A 16,318-nucleotide genomic window follows, 5' to 3' on the forward strand; every position below is an offset into this window, starting at 1 on the left:
AAACCCCTGCCCAATGCTTTGCATGAGGCAGTGGCATTTGTGCGCGAACTTAAGGAATGATTTTTTCTTCCTTAAGCCGGGTAAACAGATCAAAGAACGCGGCACGCGTTTCACGGAAATGATCAAATCCATAGTCGCGTGATTTCGTCGTATCGTTGACGCATTCTTGGTCGCGACCAAGATCCGCATCTGTATGCCACCAGGATGCCAATTTGCTGACATCCGGCTCCACGAGCGCGTTTTTCTGAGCAATATCGCGCCAGATAGAGTCAGCATCTTTCATTTGCTCGTCAAGTGGCTGCGGTGTTTCAGGGCAGTCAGCCACTTCAAGGCCGAAGTACTCACCAATCTCACGCCACATCCGGCGCCAGCGGAAGACATCGCCATTGACCGTATTGAAGGCCTGGTTGGCAGCCCCTGGCGTCGTGGCAGCCCATTCCATTTGGCGTGCTAACACAAGCGCATCGGTCATATCGGTCAGTGCATTCCACTGAATTTGAGAGCCGGGAAACACGAACGGCTTGCCTGTCGCCTTGCAGATAGAAGCGTACACAGCAATGGTGGTGCCCATGTTCATAGCGTTGCCGCGCGCATTGCCAATCACGGTATGCGGACGGTGCACGTTCCAGGAAAAACCATGGCGCTCAGCCGTTTCAAACATCACATCTTCTAGCGCGTAGTAGAAGTTGTCGCCTGGCACACGGGGCTCAGATTCTCTGAAGGGGGTTTCAATACGCCCACTTCCGTAGGCCTCGAACGAACCCAAATACTGCTTCGTCCCAGTCACCAGTGAAGCGTGTTGCAGCTGATCGCTGTCGAGCGCCTCAAACAAATGACGCATCATGGTGCTGTTAGCCTCGACGTTGGCTTTTTCGTTGTCACGCCGAATCCAGGTGCAGTAAAAAACATGAGTGATGGGCAGGCCGTTGAGCGCCTTGTCGGTCGCCTGCTTATCCATTAGGTCAGCGGCGACGGGGATGATACCGCTCTGCTCAGGGGCACTGCGCGAGAGGCCGTAGACGGCCCAACCGCTGGCCACTAAATAAGCGGCAAGATTACCGCCGGTAATGCCGGTGGCGCCGACAACAAGTGCTGTGCCTTTACGCATAATGGGTACTCTCTTTGAATGTCTATGCAGACCAGGCATGTCCTGCCAAGCCGTTAGCACTATTCTGGTAGCGAACAACTATTGCTACAATCGAAAGTATCGCAAATCTTTATTGCATAGAGCGCAACTAGATGAACATCAATACAATGGATCTTAATGCTTTGCGTGTCTTTGAACGCGTTGCCGCGACGGGCAGCTTCACCGCGGCTGCTCACCATTTTCATCGCGCGGTATCATCGGTTTCGCGTCAGATCCGCGGTCTGGAAGAGTCGGTGGGGCAGGTATTACTTTACCGGCATACTCGTGCCGTCACGCTGACGGAAGCAGGAGCACGTTACTATGAGGAGATTCGAGAGATTTTAGAGCGCCTCGACCAAGCCACAGAGGCGCTGGCTTTTCCTAATACTGAACCCAGTGGCACGCTAAGGCTGAATGCGCCCGTGGCGTTTGGTCAACGCCAAATCGTGCCGCTACTGCATCAGTTTCAATGCCAGCACCCAGGCATTACCGCTGAGCTACAGTTGAGCGATCAGGTGGTTGACCCCGTCCGCGAAGGGCACGACATCACCTTTCGCGTCGGCGATCTTGCCGACTCAACGCTGATTGCCCGCCGCCTGGCACCGATGAATTACGTGGTAGCCGCAGCACCAAGCTATCTCGCCACCTGCGGTGAACCCGCCACGCCCGACGAGCTGCTCAACCACAACTGCCTGCTCTATCACGGCGAACTAGGGCGTCAGCGCTGGTATTTCCAGGCGCCGGGACAGAGCCGATCAACCGCCTACGAAGTTAACGGCAATCTCTACAGCAACGATGCCATTACCCTGTTGCAGGCGGCCTTGTTGGGTCAAGGACTCGTGATGTTCCCTACTTGGCTCGTCGCCGATGAGCTGCGAAACAAGTCCCTGATAGCCGTCTTGAAGCTTTGGGAGGGAGAAGTCATGCCGGGGCGGCGCGATATTCACGTGCTGACAACCGAACGCCGCCTGAAAACACCTAAGGTGAGCGCCTTTCTTGACTATCTTTTTGCGTCGATCAGCCCTAAACCGCCTTGGGATTAAAGCGCTGGGCATCATCACACAGTCTTTGAAAAGCAGTCCTTTTCTGTAAGCGCTCGACCCAACCCGACAATGCCGGCCAACGAGCAGCATCAAGCTCGAGACTTGATAGTAAAAAGCTGCTCATATGTGCCCCAAGAGCAATGTCGGCATAGCTAAACGTCGGGCCCATCAGCCACTCACCACCCAGCGTTTGCAAACGCTCTTCCAAATGATCAAACACCGGGGGAATCTGTTCGCGCATCGCCTTTTGCACGACCGCCTCATCCGCCGGCGTACCAAAACGCACGGGCTTGACCAAGCGCTCAATCAGCGGAGCAAGCAGCACCGGCGCGACGTCCTCATCGGCGTATTTATCCCACTGCACGGCGCGCGCCACGCTCTCAGGGTTAGCGGTATCCAACAGCTCAGAAGGATAGCGACTCAAGAGATAGTGACAAATGGCTGATGAGTCTGAGATACCAAACTCACCATCTTGAAACGCCGGAATACGACCCAGCGGGCTCAGCGCTCTAAAATCAGCAGAAGTGTCACCAGGCACTAGGAATCGCTGTTCAAATTCAAGTTCCAGCTCATATAGGGTAAACAGCACCTTGCGGACAAACGGCGAGAGCGGCACTCCGTAGAGGATCATGGTGTTTCTCCAGCGTGATGAAAAAGCCTGTAGCGTAACCAAATATTTAATCGACGCATACGAAAAAGCCGCCCTTTCGGACGGCTTAATCTAATTCTCTGACGCTTTACTTTTAACCATCTTTAGATGGTGCCGACACCAGGAGTCGAACCCGGGACCTACTGATTACAAGTCAGTTGCTCTACCAACTGAGCTATGTCGGCGCTTCACGTTTTCTTGAGAATATGATTGCTTCGCTGCTAAGCTCTGCAATCAACAAGAAATTTTGTTGGCAATGGCTGGGGTACCAGGATTCGAACCTGGGAATGCCGCTACCAAAAAGCGGTGCCTTACCACTTGGCGATACCCCAACTGCGTGGTGGCCAGAGACGGAATCGAACCGCCGACACGGGGATTTTCAATCCCCTGCTCTACCGACTGAGCTATCTGGCCGCTGCCAACGGTGCGTATTAAACTAAAAACGCCGCTTTTCGTCAACACCTTTGTGAAACTTTCTTTCGATACCGATGCTTATGGGTATTTTGCGCCACTGCCTTTACTAGAATGGCGGCAAAGCCTATGCCTGCGTCGGCGGCACATACCCTTCAGCTTTATCTGTTTCCTGATTATCCAGGAAGCGCTGCATCTGATCCATAAGATAGGCCCGCGACTCCGGATCGAGCATATTTAGATGCTTCTCGTTGATCAAGCGAGTTTGCAGCGCCTGCCAAGCTTCCCAGGCGGGCTTGGAGACCGTTGCCTGAATCTCCTGGCCTTGCTTGCCCGGCAAGGGCGGGAATGGCAACGCTTCTAACTCTGTTTGGTACTTACGGCAAAAAACGGTATTGCTCATAGCATGCTCCTGGTTGTGCGATTTCATTCAATGGCCCCTCCCACACGGCTAAGACGCCTATGCGTGACCTATAACGGGGTGAGGGTAAAAGGCGTTAGCTGACTCAGCAGCGCTTTGACCGGCGCCGCCAGCCCCAGCGCCGGCGGATCGTTGATGTCGTACCATACGCCGCTTTCACGAATACCGCCCAGCCTATCGCAGGTCACCGGCTGCGGGGTAATCTCTAAGCGAAAATGGCTAAACGTATGATAAAAGCTCGGCGCTGTACTGCCGCGCTCAGGATTGACGACGTGATCCTCTAGCCAGTCGTTGAGTTCGCCATGCTTATCAAACTGCGGCAAGCTCCATAGCCCGCCCCATAGGCCACTCGGAGGACGTTTTTCTAACCATACGCGCCCTTTTGCATCGCTCAGCATTAGCATAATGGTCTGCCGTGTGGGCAACGCTTTTTTCGGTTTAGATTCAGGATAGCGCTGTGGCTCGCCCTGAGCATAGGCCAAACATACGTCATCAAACGGGCAGCTTAAACAGTTAGGCTTGCTGCGCTTACATAGCGTCGCACCAAAATCCATGATCGCCTGGGTGTAATCGGCTAAGCGCGCGCTGGGCGTGTAATACTCGGCCAGGGCCCATAGCTTTTGCTCCACCGCCGGCTTGCCCGGCCAGCCGGAAAGCGCATGCAGGCGAGTAAGCGAGCGTTTGACATTACCATCTAAGATGGCGGCCCGCCGCCCCGTGCTTTGCGCAACGATGGCACCTGCGGTGGAGCGGCCAATGCCGGGCAGCGCTCTGAGGGCATCGACACTTTCGCTGGGTAGTTCAGCGCCGTGCTGCGCTACCGTGATTTGAGCGGCCTTGTGCAAATTCCGCGCACGGGCGTAATAACCTAGCCCTGTCCATAGATGCAGCACCTCATCTTGCGGCGCGCTCGCAAGCGTCTCCAAGGTCGGAAAGCGCGTCATGAAGCGTTCAAAATATGGAATGACAGTCGCAACCTGTGTTTGCTGCAGCATAATTTCAGACACCCATACGCGGTAGGCGCTGCGCGGTGACTGCCAGGGCAAGTCGTGGCGCCCATACTGGTCGAACCAGGCTAATAGTCGACGTTGGAATTCAGCGGCCGTCAGCCGCGGTGCGGGCATATCTGCCATGCACGTTCCTCATACAGAAGCATGTAAACGATCCACGATGCTCATAAAAAAGCGCCGGCACTGAGGCCGGCGCAGAATAGGCATGCATCGTTACTTAGTTAAATAAGTTACGCAGACCCTCGCGAAGTTTCTGGCCCGCTCCTTCGCCGAGACTCTCGTCGAGCTGATCCAAAGAATCACCCAGGCGCTCTTCCAGCTCTTCGTCAACACGATCACCGGCTTCGTTACGCAGCAGGTCGACAACGGCCGTCTGGAATGCCGCCCGGTCAAAGCGGCACCACTCGCTGCGCTCATCGCTCAGGCTGCCTTCACAGCGTACGGGGAGCGGCAATTGCGCCAGTCGCGGGTTAACGTTGCAGGCCGCGTCAGCCGTATCGACTAAGCGTGCGTTGGCGTGGGTGTCGAAAGCCATGCTGCTGAGATTAAGCTCGCCGTCGCCCTGAACATTGATACCCGGCAGAGTGATGAGTAGATCATCGCTTTCCACCAGCCCGTTGCTAATTTGGAAGGTGCCATCGAACTGCTCGAAGCGAGTATCATCATGCCATTCGCGAACGGTGCCCTCACCTTCTAGCTGAGCGACCAGCTCACACATTTGCTGTGAAATATTGGTCTCTAAGATCGCCCCGTCCTTTAGGTGAGCCGTGAGCTCGCCATTCAGGTTGCTCGTCAGCGCTTCCCGAGTATTGCCAAGGCTGGTGAGGTCGCCAGACAAATCAAAACGACCGCGCAGCGGTGACGTTTCTTCACTCATCGCTTCAATTAACGGGGCTACTTGCACGTTGCTAATCGTTGGCGAGAATGCCCATTCAAGCACGGAATCAGAGGCGTCCACCTGGCCAGTAGCGTTGAGCTTACCTTCATAGAAACCGGACTCAAACGCCGTTAAGCGATGGACGCCATCATCCCCGCGCAGCTGCAAACTAGGCTTATTGAACGTCAGTCCAGCAAAAACGAGGGTATCAATACTCAGATCACCTTCTAGCGCTAACCCTGCAAGCACGGATTGTGGGAGTAGCGAATCACTGCTTTGGGCAAAAGCGCTGCGTAGCAAGCCGCGGTTTGCTTGCTCCGCCGTGGCCTCACCGGGCAAGTAACGGTCAAGTGACAGCTGATCACCGGCCAAATCAAACGCTAACCGTGAGCCGTCTAGCGCCGCCGATAGCTCTCCGGTAAAGGTGCTGTCGTCGATGACTAACGACAGCCTGGGCAGTGAGAACTGTTCGGCGTCGCCTTCAATAGGGCTGGTCATTGCCACATCACTGAGCGCGGCTTCGCCCGCGGTGGTGAGGGTAATACCCGCGCGTGCTAGCCAGGGGCGCAGCGTGAAAGGCGCTGCGGTTAGCTGCCCACGATAGTTCGGCGCATCAAGCATCTGCTCAATATTAAGGTGGCCGCTCACTCGTAGCCCATCAGGGCCCGTGAGCTGGAGATCTTTAAGCTGGGCGGTCTGTGCTTGCCAGTCGCCTTCTAAGCCAAAGGCAAGCGCCAGTGCTAGGCTGCCCTGCCAGCTGTCTGCATTGCGCAGGCCCGCTTCCAGCAACCCTTCTTTAATCGATAGCTGCTGCTCGCCCATTCGCGCGACTATTTCGGCGGCTTTCAAACTAAGCTGCTGCGGCTCGCTGTCAGCTTTGGTGCTGGTACGCGTCGTTAATGACATGTTTTCGAGTACAAAAAGCTCTTCTTCTAAACCAAGCCGCATGCGCGTTTCAAGATTGATGTCACTGGTAATATCCGGAGCGCGCTCCAATACCTCGGCATCCAGGCGGTTATGCTTGGTTAAAGTGAACATGGCTTTAAGTGGGAAAGCACGCACCGGATTAACGTTACTACCCGATATGTTCAACTGCTGCAGCCGCCACAGCGCTTGGGTTTGCTCATCACGAAAGCGTATATCGGCATTTTTTACTTCCACGCTCGCGATATTCAGCACTACCGCCAAACTCCCGGCGTCGGCATTAGGGCCTGCGCTGGCAGGCGCCAACACCGTTTCAGCGGCGCCGTTTGTCTGTTCAGACAAGCGCTCGACCAACGGCTCCCAGTTGCCTTCGCCTTCAGCATCGCGCTCTAAGTTGAGGCGCATGCCATCCAATGTCAGCCCATCAACGGCAATCTCGCCGCGCAGCAGCGGTGCAAAGGCAACGCTCACTTCAGCGCGGTTAATCGCCGCAAAAGCGGCACTGTCTTGATCTTGCTCAGGCAGCCACGCGCGTGCCTGCTCCACGCTGACCCCAATACGCGGATAGAACGACCAGTTAATCGGGCCATCCAACACCAAATTCAGCCCCGTTTGCTCTTCTACTACGGCGGTTAAGCGCGGCTTGAAGTCTTCTGGATCTAAAAAGGTAGTCACGTAGACCACCGCAGCGACCGCCACGATGGCAAGAATGCCGACGGCCGCTAGCAAAATACGTAATAACTGTTTCATTACCCTTTCCCTTGTGGGTCTAACTCAACAAAATCGCTGGTGGCAGGCATCCCCGCCGGTGTCATTGGATTGGCCATGGGCCGATAGCCTAACTTGGAAAGCAACACACGGTCAGCCAGTGGCAGTGAAGAGGTTTCAATACGCAATACGCGACCTTCTTGTTTGGCCTGCTCACCCAGCAGGGCCATTAAGCGCGAACCAACGCCACGGCGGCGTGTGGTTATGCGTACGCAGAGCTCAGAAAGCCACCATGCGCGATCTGCACCTTCTTGTACCGCGACGGCTCCCAGCAGTCGATCATTGAAAAGCGCGCAGGCAAAAAAGTGCCGGCCGTTAAAATGTGCATCGATAAACGGCTCAACCGTGGGAGTGGGCATACGCTCTTGAGGCGCGTCCTTATAAATGCGCACTAGATCAAGGCGCACCTGTTCATCGGCTTCCCAACGGGCCTGGTCGACGTGGTGCAGTGTCACCGGCATGGTGAAATCCTCTTCGCCAAAGCAGCCTTGCTGCTATTTTGCCATCATTGATAACGGCTACATTTCGCGCATTGTAGCGGATGAGGGCGTCGATTCACTATAATGGTCGCTTCGCCAGAGGTCATGCCCTGATCAAACGGTGGTAAGTTGATGCAAAACCACCGACCATTCCTTAGGATCATCCCTTAGGATCGTTCCTCAGGGCTCCCCTCAGAGTGCGCTTCAGCCTAGGAGATGCAACATGTCAGCGCGTATTGCCACGGTTAGCCGTGACACCAACGAAACGCAGATCAAGGTCAGCGTAAACCTCGACGGTGAAGGCCGTCTTAGCTGCCAAACCGGCGTTCCGTTTCTGGATCATATGCTTGATCAAGTTGCCCGCCACGGGATGATCGATCTCGACATCAATGCCACCGGCGACCTATATATTGACGACCACCATACCGTAGAAGACCTGGGTATTACGCTAGGCCAAGCTTTTTTTGAAGCCATTGGCGATAAGCGCGGCATCTACCGGTACGGACATGCCTATGTGCCTCTGGACGAAGCGCTTTCGCGCGTGGTGATCGATTTTTCCGGACGCCCCGGTCTCTTTATGAACGTTGATTTTACGCGCGACACGATCGGCAGCATGGACACCCAGCTTTTCTGGGAGTTTTTTCAAGGCTTCGCCAACCATGCCCGCGTGACGCTGCATATCGACAACATTAAAGGCTTTAATGCTCACCATCAGGCTGAAACGATTTTCAAAGCCTTTGGACGTGCACTACGCATGGCGGTAGCAGAAGACCCTCGCATGGCCGGACAAATGCCCTCAACCAAAGGGAGCCTGTAATGCTTTGCAGTACCACTAGCGACTATCCCTTTACTTTCACAAGGAGCGCTTCATGACCATTGCGGTGATCGACTATGGAATGGGCAACCTGCATTCCGTGGCCAAAGCGCTGGAACACGTGACGCATGAAAATGTGGTTATTACCCGCGACCCGCGGCGTATTCTTGGTGCGACTCGCCTAGTACTACCGGGCCAAGGGGCCATCCGCGACTGCGTTGGCGAACTTGAGCGCACCGATTTACGCGGGCTGGTGGATGAGATTTTAACGCGCCAAGATAAACCGCTGCTAGGTATTTGCGTGGGTCAGCAAATGCTGCTGGAGCGTAGCGAAGAAAACGGCGGCGTGGCGTGCCTAGGGTTCTTCAAAGGTAGCGTAGATCGTTTTCCTAACGATATGCGCGATGCTCACGAGCAGCGTTTAAAAGTCCCTCACATGGGCTGGAATGTCGTTGAGCAGCATCACGACCATCCGCTGTGGGCGGGCATTGATAACCGCGAACACTTCTACTTCGTGCATAGCTATTATGTCAATGCCGCAGACGATGCTCAGGTGTTTGGCACGACTCAATATGGCAAGGTAAACGCCCATGTCGCCATTGGCCGCGATGCGACCTTCGCGGTGCAGTTTCACCCCGAAAAAAGCTCCCGCGCCGGTCTTCGCCTACTCGAAAACTTCGTCACCTGGACGCCCTGAGAGGATTGTTTATGTTAGTCATTCCCGCTATTGATCTCAAAGACGGCCAGTGTGTGCGGCTAAAACAAGGCCGCATGGAAGACGCCACCTCTTACGGCGATGACCCGGTAGCCATGGCGGCACGCTGGGTGGAAGCCGGTGCACGCAGGCTGCATCTTGTAGATTTAAACGGCGCCTTTGAAGGCAAGCCGGTGAATGGCGATGCCGTGACCGCTATCGCCCGCGCCTATCCCAACCTGCCGATTCAGATTGGCGGCGGCATCCGTAGTGCAGAAACGATTGAGCACTACCTAAGCGCTGGCGTCGCCTACGTCATTATCGGCACCAAAGCGGTAAAAGAGCCTGCCTTTGTAGGCGAAATGTGCCGCGCATTCCCAGGTCATGTGATTGTTGGGCTCGACGCTAAAGACGGCTATGTCGCCACCGACGGCTGGGCAGAAGTGTCGACGATTAAAGCCACAGAACTGGCCAAGCGCTTCGCCAACGATGGCGTATCCAGCATCGTTTACACCGATATTGCCCGCGATGGCATGATGCAGGGTGTCAACGTAGAAGCCACCGCGGCGCTTGCTCGCGAAGGCGGCTTACCGGTGATTGCCTCCGGCGGCGTGACCAATCTAGACGACATCAGAGCGCTGTGCGATGTCGCTGACAGCGGTATTTTAGGCGCTATCACCGGCCGCGCTATTTACGAAGGCAGCCTGGATGTCGATGAAGCACAGCGCCTGAGCGACCAGCTAACAGGAGACCGCTCATGAGCCTTACTAAACGTATTATCCCCTGCCTGGATGTAGACGCCGGGCGGGTGGTTAAAGGCGTTAATTTTGTCGGCATTCGTGATGCCGGCGACCCGGTGGAGATCGCTCAGCGCTACAATCAGCAAGGTGCTGACGAAATCACCTTTCTGGATATTACCGCCAGTCACGAAGATCGCGACACTACAGTTGAAATGGTCGAGCGCATTGCGGGTGAAGTGTTTATTCCATTAACCGTGGGCGGCGGCATTCGCACCTGTGATGACATTCGCACCATGCTTAACGCCGGGGCGGACAAAGTCTCGATCAATACCGCAGCGGTCACCAACCCCGACTTCGTGCGCGAAGCCGCGGAACGTTTTGGCAGCCAGTGCATTGTCGTCGCAATCGATGCCAAGCGAGTGTCTGCCGAGGGCGAAACGCCGCGTTGGGAAATTTTCACCCACGGTGGCCGTCGCGCAACGGGGCTCGACGCCGTTGAATGGGCAAAGAAAATGGTGGAATTCGGCGCAGGCGAACTGCTGCTTACCAGCATGGATCGCGATGGCACCAAGATTGGCTTTGACTTAGGCGTCACCCACGCGATTTCCGAAGCGGTGAGCGTTCCTGTGATTGCCTCGGGCGGTGTGGGCAACCTGGATCACTTCGTGGACGGCGTGTTAAAAGGCGGTGCCGATGCGGTGCTGGCCGCCAGCATTTTCCACTTCGGCGAGTACACGATTCCTGAAGCAAAACGCTACATGGCAGAGCGTGGCATTGAAATGCGCCTTTAAGATGCCTTTCTTCAATCAGGAGCGGCGAATGCGCCGAGCATACCCATGGCTGGGGTGGCTAGCGGGCATGGCGCTGAGCACGCCCGCCGCGGCGTTTTCGATGCCCGACTGGCCGCCTGCGCTGGAGTGGGATCACACGCTGGTACAAACCAGCCTTTATACCCGGCACTTCAACCCAGACCCCGATCATAACAATCATCAGGATCTGATTAGCATTGAACTACACAACCCAGACCGCTGGTTGGCGGGTGCGGCGTGGTTTAAGAACTCTTATGAGCAGCCGACGTGGTATTTCTATGCAGGCCGCGAGTTTCCTGTTTGGCAGTTTAGCCAGGGCTTGAACGTGCGCGCCAAAATAACGGGCGGGCTTTTGCGCGGCTACAAAGACGAGTATCGCGACAAAATCCCGCTCAACCATCTGGAAGTGGCACCGGCCATCTTGCCCAGTATCGGCGTGCAGTGGGGTCGATTTGAGTCCGATCTCATCATATTCGGAACCGCCGGCATGATGGTAACCGCAGGCGTGCGCTTTTAGCCGCTATTCATCACCCTCATCAAGCGTTAAACCCAAGTTACTGATGCCGCCATTGCGGCCCAGCTGACGCACCTCTTTCAGCGCCGCTTTATCTAGCGGCTCGCAGACCGCTTCCAGCACGGCATCCTGGAAGTCATTTTCATCGTCCATCAGCGGATGGTCTCGAATAATCAGCGCCAACGCCTGGGCATCGTCTTCACCTTCAGTGAGCTCAATAAAGGCGCGCACGCCCGCACGCGAGGTGCGACTCACATCTAGCACGGCCTCTGGAGCGTCGCCCTGCAGCGTATCAAGCAGTGCCGAAAGGGACACTACCGCGTCCAGCGCGCGGCGGGCGCCAAAGCTGTCGTCGCCTTCAGGCGGCTCACATTCGGCTAGCTTTTCCGCCTGACGGGCAAAATCGATACTGGCGCTAGGCACGCTCAGCCGCTCCCAAACCAGACTCAGCACCGCACTAAGCGTGTGACCGTCGCCCTGTCCGGTGGTTTGCTCATAGAGCGCGTAGTTGGGCAACAAGCGTTCGCAAAGCGCCGCCATAAAGGCCTGCTGGGCGGGTAACGAAAGCTCTTGTAGTCGTTGATAAAATCCTATGGGTTTAGGCGCCATGCGGAGTTCCTGAAGCTTCTTATACGAAGTATTGGTGAAAAGTAGCGGGTGCGTTATGGTCATCAGATGATGGAACGGCCGGCGAGGAGATTACCATGCATATTCATCTGCTACAGCACGGCCCTGACCATGGCCCCGCCCGTTTGACGGATTGGTTAGCCAGTATGGGCCATAGTTACAGCATTTATCATCTCTATGCGGATGAATTAACCCCGCGCCCCAATGAAGCTGACGCGCTCATAGTGCTTGATGGACCGGAGGAGCTGCTCAGCGAACCTCCCCGCTGGTTCAAAGCCGAAGAAAAACTGATTAATCGCTACCTAGATGGCCAAAAACCGCTGCTGGGCATTGGCTTGGGCGCCCATTGGATAGCGCGTGCGCTGGGTGCAGTGGTCGCGCCTGGGACCTATGCCGAAGCCGGCTGGCACACCGTGACACTGGCGCCAGAAAGCACGTTCGATTTACCAGAAACGTTTAGCGCTTTCATGTGGCATCGCTTGATTTTCAGCCTGCCTGATGAGGCCATTGCGCTCGGCGGTAGCGAAGCAGCACCGCTGCAGGGGTTTGCTTGGGACAGAGGTCGCGTCATGGGTCTGCTGTGCCATTTAGAAGCCACTCCCGCCAGCGTCAACTGGCTACTGAGCAATACTCAGCCATACGCAACGTCTAAAGCCGGCACGCGCTATGTGCAGGATAATGCAAAAATCACTGAAAACGCTGACCGTTTTATTCAGCTAGCGCCGCTACTAGACCGGTTAATGACGCAGTGGCTGAAAGCAACATAGCCGCACAAGCACGTCGCTAGCAGTTCCACTGCCTGGCAGCGGTCAAGCAGCTGTCCCAATCGCCAACATGAATTTCTGGCGGTGCCACGGCTCGCTGCTTCTCTAAATGGTAGCGATAGAGCGGGTCATAGTATTCGGTAAGCAGCGGAGCAAGCCATGCCTCATGGGCCTGTGGATTGCCATGGGCATGCTCCTTAAATGCCAGCGCCTGCAGGCGTTGTAACCGCTGCAGCCGAGCATTGCCTAAGCGTTTTCCTAAGCGCAACAGCGCGTTGCTTAACTGCTGCTGCATCAGTGGCCAGCCTTTATAAACCCCGTGGCGGACCGCATAGGCCTGCTCAAGATCGATAATATAGTCCTGCTGAATCTGCGAGAGCCGCCAGTCTAGCGGCATTTCGATACGCACTCGCGGGGCTTGCTGTAATGCTTTCCAGAAGCTTAGCGGAATATTGGCGTTACCAATGTGACGAGACTCATCTTCAATGACGAGCCCTGCGGGCAGTGCTAATAGCCGTTTAGCTAACGCATGTTCAAAATTTATTTGGGTAGCAGGCTCCTCTGGCCTACGCCCAAAGGCAGAGCCCTTATGATGCGCAAAGGCTTCCAAATCGACGCCGTTGTCGAGCTGATTAATCAGCGTAGTTTTCGCACACCCGGTTAGCCCTGCAATAACGAGCATCGGCTGCAGCGCCGCGGTGTCAATGTGCTCACACAGCGCTTGGCGCATGGCTTTCCAGCCACCGTCTAGGCGCGGTCTTGAAACACCGATCTCTGCTAGCCATTGCTGAGCAATTTGCGAACGCAGCCCGCCACGAAAGCAATATATTAACGCGTCAGGATGCTCGGCTAGGTACGCCTGCCATGCCTGAACGCGAGCTTGCTTGACCTCACCGCTCACCAATCGCTCGCCTAGCGCAATCGCCGCGGCCTGCCCTTGCTGCTTATAGGCGATACCGACCTGATGACGCTCATCGTCTATCATCAGAGGTAGATTAACCGCGCCTGGCAGCGCCCCCTGAGCAAACTCTACCGGGGCGCGCACATCGATGAGCGGCCGCCCCTGTTCAATTAAGCGCAATGCCGCAGGCGTCGTGGCCAATGTCACCCAATCACCTCGATGCTCGCCTTAGCGCTGCGCGCGGCCATCACGCCAAATGACTGTAAGTCCAAGCCGTGCTCTCGGCCAATGCGCTTCACATCATCTTCCCAGGCGGGGTCAACGCTAATCAGCAGCCCACCAGAGGTCTGTGGGTCGCATAGCCACTGCCAGTGTGCTTCATCCATGGCGGGCAAACTCTCTCCCAGCGCTTCGCGATTGCGCAGCGTACCGCCCGGCACGGCGCCTTTACGCCGGTATGCCTCAGCTTCGGCTAGGCGCGGCAGGCGACGAAAATCAATGCGAGCCATCACGCTGCTTGCTTGACACATTTCAGTGAGATGGCCCGCTAAGCCAAAGCCGGTGACGTCCGTCATGGCGTTCACCCCTTGAACCTCGGCAAGCTTCACGCCAATACTGTTCGCTTTCAGCATGGTTTCACGGGCTAGGCCGTGATGACCGACTTCCAACCAGCCGCGCTTTTCAGCCGTGGTTAACATACCCACGCCAAGCGGCTTGGTTAAAAACAGTAAGTCGCCGGGCTTGGCGGTGCTGTTCAACTTGAGCTTGTTGAGATCAACCAGGCCGTTTACAGCGAGCCCGAAAATGGGCTCAGGTGCGTCAATCGAGTGACCGCCAGCCAGCGCAACGCCAAGCTCGCGGCAAACTGCCTGCGCCCCTGCCATAACGTCGCCAGCGACCTCTGCACTCAGTTTATCCAGCGGCCAGCCCAAGATGCCCAATGCCATCACCGGCGTGCCGCCCATCGCATAAACGTCGCTGATCGCATTGGTGGCAGCGATGCGGCCAAAGTCAAAGGGGTCATCAACAATCGGCATAAAGAAGTCCGTGGTCGCAATCATTCCGCGTCCATCGCCTAGGTCATACACGGCGGCATCTTCGCGCCCTTGATTACCGACGATAAGCTGCTTATGCCCCGCCGCTGGCCCGGCCTTGGCTAAAATGCTGTCCAGGACGTCGGGAGCAATTTTGCAGCCGCACCCGGCGCCATGGCTATACTGGGTTAAACGAATGGAACTCATCGTGTCTCTCCCTGGCACATTTGTGTTGTCAGACGCTTTAAGGATAGCTCATGCTACAGCGCGTCTAGGGCGTCGCTTAATTTATCCACGGCAATAACCTCCATGCCTTTTGGCGCCTGCTTGGGGGCATTTGCGCGGGGTACAATGGCGCGCAAGAATCCGTGCTTGGCAGCCTCGGCAATGCGCTCTTGGCCGCTGGGCACCGGGCGTATCTCGCCTGACAGCCCCACTTCGCCAAACACCACTAGCTCTTTGGGCAGCGCCCGATTTTGCAAGCTCGACACCACCGCTAAAAGAACGGCTAAATCGGCACTGGTTTCCAGCACCTTCACTCCGCCGACAACGTTTAAGAAGACGTCTTGATCGCCGGTAAACAAGCCGCCGTGTCGATTGAGCACCGCCAGCAGCATAGCCAGACGGTTTTGATCTACGCCCACCGCCACACGCCGTGGATTGCCCAGCGCGGATTCGTCAACGAGCGCCTGCACCTCGACTAAAATGGGCCGCGTTCCTTCCCATACCACCATGACCAAACTACCCGGCGCCTGCTCTTCCTGGCGGGAAAGAAAAATTGCGCTGGGGTTTTTAACCTCTTTAAGACCCTGCTCCAGCATCGCGAAGACGCCTAACTCATTGACGGCGCCAAAGCGGTTTTTCTGGCCACGCAGGGTACGAAAGCGTGAGTCTGCGCCGCCCTCTAACAGTAGCGAGGCATCAATCATATGCTCGAGTACTTTAGGCCCCGCCAGGGTGCCATCTTTTGTGACATGCCCAACCAGCAGCAGGACGGTATTGGTTTTTTTGGCAAAGCGCGTCAGCGCGGCAGCAGATTCGCGCACCTGCGCAACGCCGCCAGGCGCCGAGCTGATATCTTCCAGGTGCATCGTTTGAATGGAATCAATCACTAGGATTTCGGGCTTTTCGCGCTCAGATACCGCCAGAATGGTTTCTACGCTGGTCTCGGCCAGCATTTTCAGTCCGTTGGTAGGCAGCTGCAGGCGATGCGCACGCATCGCTACCTGAGAAAGCGACTCTTCCCCGGTAACATACAAAATGCGTCGTTGCTGCGCTAATTTACAGGCCGTTTGAAGCAGCAGCGTCGACTTTCCTGCCCCAGGATTACCGCCCAACAGCACCGCCGACCCAGGCACAAGCCCGCCGCCCAATACGCGATCAAACTCTGCGAAAGTAGAGCTCATACGAGGCACTTCACTGAGATCAACATTGCCAAGGTCGATCACTTCACGCGAAAGATCTCCCGCGTAGCCTGACCGGCCGGATGCGGCTCCGCCGCCCGGACGAGCACTCGCCAAGTGCACTTCGCTTAGCGTGTTCCACTCTTGGCAACTGCTGCACTGCCCCTGCCATTTGCGATATTCAGCACCGCATTCGGTACATACAAAGGCGCTTTTGGCTTTGGCCACTGAGATTACGCTCCCATGGTTGCTATGTCTGAGACGCTGCTGGGCCATCACATCCGGCCCATTCTCTTCAAACTAGTGTTTA

The 16,318-nt window shown here is 56.0% G+C and carries 17 protein-coding genes and 3 tRNA genes; 7 read left to right on the top strand and 13 right to left on the bottom strand.

The window, feature by feature from the left end:
* Positions 1–49: 49 nt before the first annotated feature.
* On the bottom strand, positions 50–1,108 hold the full coding sequence (locus KUO20_RS13255; protein ID WP_235040317.1) for an SDR family oxidoreductase: 1,059 nt from the start codon (positions 1,106–1,108) through the stop codon (positions 50–52).
* Positions 1,109–1,254: 146 nt separating this feature from the next.
* Here KUO20_RS13255 and KUO20_RS13260 point away from each other — a divergent pair, with 146 nt between their 5' ends.
* Positions 1,255–2,169, top strand: coding sequence for a LysR family transcriptional regulator (locus KUO20_RS13260; RefSeq protein WP_235042483.1), 915 nt, complete (start codon positions 1,255–1,257; stop codon positions 2,167–2,169).
* Here the strand turns inward: KUO20_RS13260 and KUO20_RS13265 are convergent.
* From KUO20_RS13265 to KUO20_RS13300, 8 genes are all read right to left on the bottom strand, one after another.
* Entirely contained in the window at positions 2,150–2,800 is a 651-nt protein-coding gene (locus tag KUO20_RS13265; protein WP_235040318.1) for a glutathione S-transferase family protein, read from the bottom strand. The two genes, KUO20_RS13260 and KUO20_RS13265, sit on opposite strands and share 20 nt — an antisense overlap.
* 127 nt (positions 2,801–2,927) lie before the next feature.
* Positions 2,928–3,003, bottom strand: a tRNA-Thr gene (locus KUO20_RS13270).
* A gap of 72 nt (positions 3,004–3,075) precedes the next feature.
* Positions 3,076–3,150, bottom strand: a tRNA-Gln gene (locus KUO20_RS13275).
* 6 nt (positions 3,151–3,156) lie between these two features.
* Positions 3,157–3,232: transfer RNA gene (locus tag KUO20_RS13280), tRNA-Phe, on the bottom strand.
* A 124-nt stretch (positions 3,233–3,356) separates the two neighbouring features.
* Entirely contained in the window at positions 3,357–3,632 is a 276-nt protein-coding gene (locus KUO20_RS13285; protein WP_235040319.1) for an oxidative damage protection protein, read from the bottom strand.
* Between the two features lie 68 nt (positions 3,633–3,700).
* Entirely contained in the window at positions 3,701–4,783 is a 1,083-nt protein-coding gene (gene mutY, locus KUO20_RS13290; protein WP_235040320.1) for an A/G-specific adenine glycosylase, read from the bottom strand.
* 94 nt (positions 4,784–4,877) lie between these two features.
* Positions 4,878–7,211 (bottom strand): AsmA family protein, encoded by a 2,334-nt coding sequence (locus KUO20_RS13295; protein WP_235040321.1) that lies wholly within the window; start codon positions 7,209–7,211, stop codon positions 4,878–4,880.
* Positions 7,211–7,690, bottom strand: coding sequence for an acetyl-CoA sensor PanZ family protein (locus KUO20_RS13300; protein WP_235040322.1), 480 nt, complete (start codon positions 7,688–7,690; stop codon positions 7,211–7,213). Before KUO20_RS13300 ends, KUO20_RS13295 begins: the two co-directional genes overlap by 1 nt.
* 241 nt (positions 7,691–7,931) lie before the next feature.
* On the opposite strand from KUO20_RS13300, the gene hisB reads away from it, so the two are divergent.
* Genes hisB through KUO20_RS13325 form a run of 5 tightly spaced genes read left to right on the top strand, consistent with a single transcriptional unit; the run spans position 7,932 to position 11,282 of the window.
* Positions 7,932–8,525: an imidazoleglycerol-phosphate dehydratase HisB gene (gene hisB / locus KUO20_RS13305; protein ID WP_235040323.1), complete on the top strand. Its 594-nt coding sequence runs from the start codon at positions 7,932–7,934 to the stop codon at positions 8,523–8,525.
* 52 nt (positions 8,526–8,577) lie between these two features.
* On the top strand, positions 8,578–9,219 hold the full coding sequence (hisH, locus tag KUO20_RS13310; RefSeq protein ID WP_235040324.1) for an imidazole glycerol phosphate synthase subunit HisH: 642 nt from the start codon (positions 8,578–8,580) through the stop codon (positions 9,217–9,219).
* An 11-nt stretch (positions 9,220–9,230) separates the two neighbouring features.
* On the top strand, positions 9,231–9,977 hold the full coding sequence (gene hisA, locus KUO20_RS13315; RefSeq protein ID WP_235040325.1) for a 1-(5-phosphoribosyl)-5-[(5-phosphoribosylamino)methylideneamino]imidazole-4-carboxamide isomerase: 747 nt from the start codon (positions 9,231–9,233) through the stop codon (positions 9,975–9,977).
* A complete protein-coding gene (gene hisF / locus KUO20_RS13320; protein ID WP_235040326.1) occupies positions 9,974–10,747 on the top strand; it encodes an imidazole glycerol phosphate synthase subunit HisF in 774 nt (257 codons plus the stop codon). The genes hisA and hisF overlap by 4 nt, the downstream gene beginning before the upstream one ends.
* 28 nt (positions 10,748–10,775) lie before the next feature.
* Positions 10,776–11,282 (top strand): hypothetical protein, encoded by a 507-nt coding sequence (locus tag KUO20_RS13325; protein ID WP_235040327.1) that lies wholly within the window; start codon positions 10,776–10,778, stop codon positions 11,280–11,282.
* Between the two features lie 3 nt (positions 11,283–11,285).
* Here KUO20_RS13325 and KUO20_RS13330 read toward each other — a convergent pair whose 3' ends face one another.
* Complete coding sequence (locus KUO20_RS13330) at positions 11,286–11,888, bottom strand: YjaG family protein (RefSeq protein ID WP_235040328.1); 603 nt, start codon at positions 11,886–11,888, stop codon at positions 11,286–11,288.
* A gap of 95 nt (positions 11,889–11,983) precedes the next feature.
* Between KUO20_RS13330 and KUO20_RS13335 the strand changes: the two genes are divergently transcribed.
* Complete coding sequence (locus tag KUO20_RS13335) at positions 11,984–12,673, top strand: type 1 glutamine amidotransferase (protein ID WP_235040329.1); 690 nt, start codon at positions 11,984–11,986, stop codon at positions 12,671–12,673.
* Between the two features lie 16 nt (positions 12,674–12,689).
* Here KUO20_RS13335 and mnmH read toward each other — a convergent pair whose 3' ends face one another.
* Genes mnmH through radA form a run of 3 tightly spaced genes read right to left on the bottom strand, consistent with a single transcriptional unit; the run spans position 12,690 to position 16,236 of the window.
* Positions 12,690–13,778: a tRNA 2-selenouridine(34) synthase MnmH gene (gene mnmH, locus KUO20_RS13340; RefSeq protein ID WP_235040330.1), complete on the bottom strand. Its 1,089-nt coding sequence runs from the start codon at positions 13,776–13,778 to the stop codon at positions 12,690–12,692.
* The gene (gene selD / locus KUO20_RS13345; protein WP_235040331.1) at positions 13,775–14,812 is read right to left on the bottom strand and encodes a selenide, water dikinase SelD; all 1,038 of its coding nucleotides are present in this window, start codon (positions 14,810–14,812) and stop codon (positions 13,775–13,777) included. The genes mnmH and selD overlap by 4 nt, the downstream gene beginning before the upstream one ends.
* A 53-nt stretch (positions 14,813–14,865) precedes the next feature.
* Complete coding sequence (gene radA, locus KUO20_RS13350; RefSeq protein ID WP_096278001.1) at positions 14,866–16,236, bottom strand: DNA repair protein RadA; 1,371 nt, start codon at positions 16,234–16,236, stop codon at positions 14,866–14,868.
* Between the last annotated feature and the right edge of the window lie 82 nt (positions 16,237–16,318).

It is taken from the genome of Vreelandella profundi (assembly GCF_019722725.1).
Classification (GTDB): Bacteria; Pseudomonadota; Gammaproteobacteria; order Pseudomonadales; family Halomonadaceae; genus Vreelandella; species Vreelandella profundi.

Coding starts and splice junctions, on each gene's coding strand:
- KUO20_RS13255 (WP_235040317.1), bottom strand. CDS start 1,108: ATGCGTAAAGGCACAGCACTTGTTGTCGGCGCCACCGGCATTACCGGC.
- KUO20_RS13260 (WP_235042483.1), top strand. CDS start 1,255: ATGGATCTTAATGCTTTGCGTGTCTTTGAACGCGTTGCCGCGACGGGC.
- KUO20_RS13265 (WP_235040318.1), bottom strand. CDS start 2,800: ATGATCCTCTACGGAGTGCCGCTCTCGCCGTTTGTCCGCAAGGTGCTG.
- KUO20_RS13285 (WP_235040319.1), bottom strand. CDS start 3,632: ATGAGCAATACCGTTTTTTGCCGTAAGTACCAAACAGAGTTAGAAGCG.
- mutY (WP_235040320.1), bottom strand. CDS start 4,783: ATGGCAGATATGCCCGCACCGCGGCTGACGGCCGCTGAATTCCAACGT.
- KUO20_RS13295 (WP_235040321.1), bottom strand. CDS start 7,211: ATGAAACAGTTATTACGTATTTTGCTAGCGGCCGTCGGCATTCTTGCC.
- KUO20_RS13300 (WP_235040322.1), bottom strand. CDS start 7,690: ATGCCGGTGACACTGCACCACGTCGACCAGGCCCGTTGGGAAGCCGAT.
- hisB (WP_235040323.1), top strand. CDS start 7,932: ATGTCAGCGCGTATTGCCACGGTTAGCCGTGACACCAACGAAACGCAG.
- hisH (WP_235040324.1), top strand. CDS start 8,578: ATGACCATTGCGGTGATCGACTATGGAATGGGCAACCTGCATTCCGTG.
- hisA (WP_235040325.1), top strand. CDS start 9,231: ATGTTAGTCATTCCCGCTATTGATCTCAAAGACGGCCAGTGTGTGCGG.
- hisF (WP_235040326.1), top strand. CDS start 9,974: ATGAGCCTTACTAAACGTATTATCCCCTGCCTGGATGTAGACGCCGGG.
- KUO20_RS13325 (WP_235040327.1), top strand. CDS start 10,776: ATGCGCCGAGCATACCCATGGCTGGGGTGGCTAGCGGGCATGGCGCTG.
- KUO20_RS13330 (WP_235040328.1), bottom strand. CDS start 11,888: ATGGCGCCTAAACCCATAGGATTTTATCAACGACTACAAGAGCTTTCG.
- KUO20_RS13335 (WP_235040329.1), top strand. CDS start 11,984: ATGCATATTCATCTGCTACAGCACGGCCCTGACCATGGCCCCGCCCGT.
- selD (WP_235040331.1), bottom strand. CDS start 14,812: ATGAGTTCCATTCGTTTAACCCAGTATAGCCATGGCGCCGGGTGCGGC.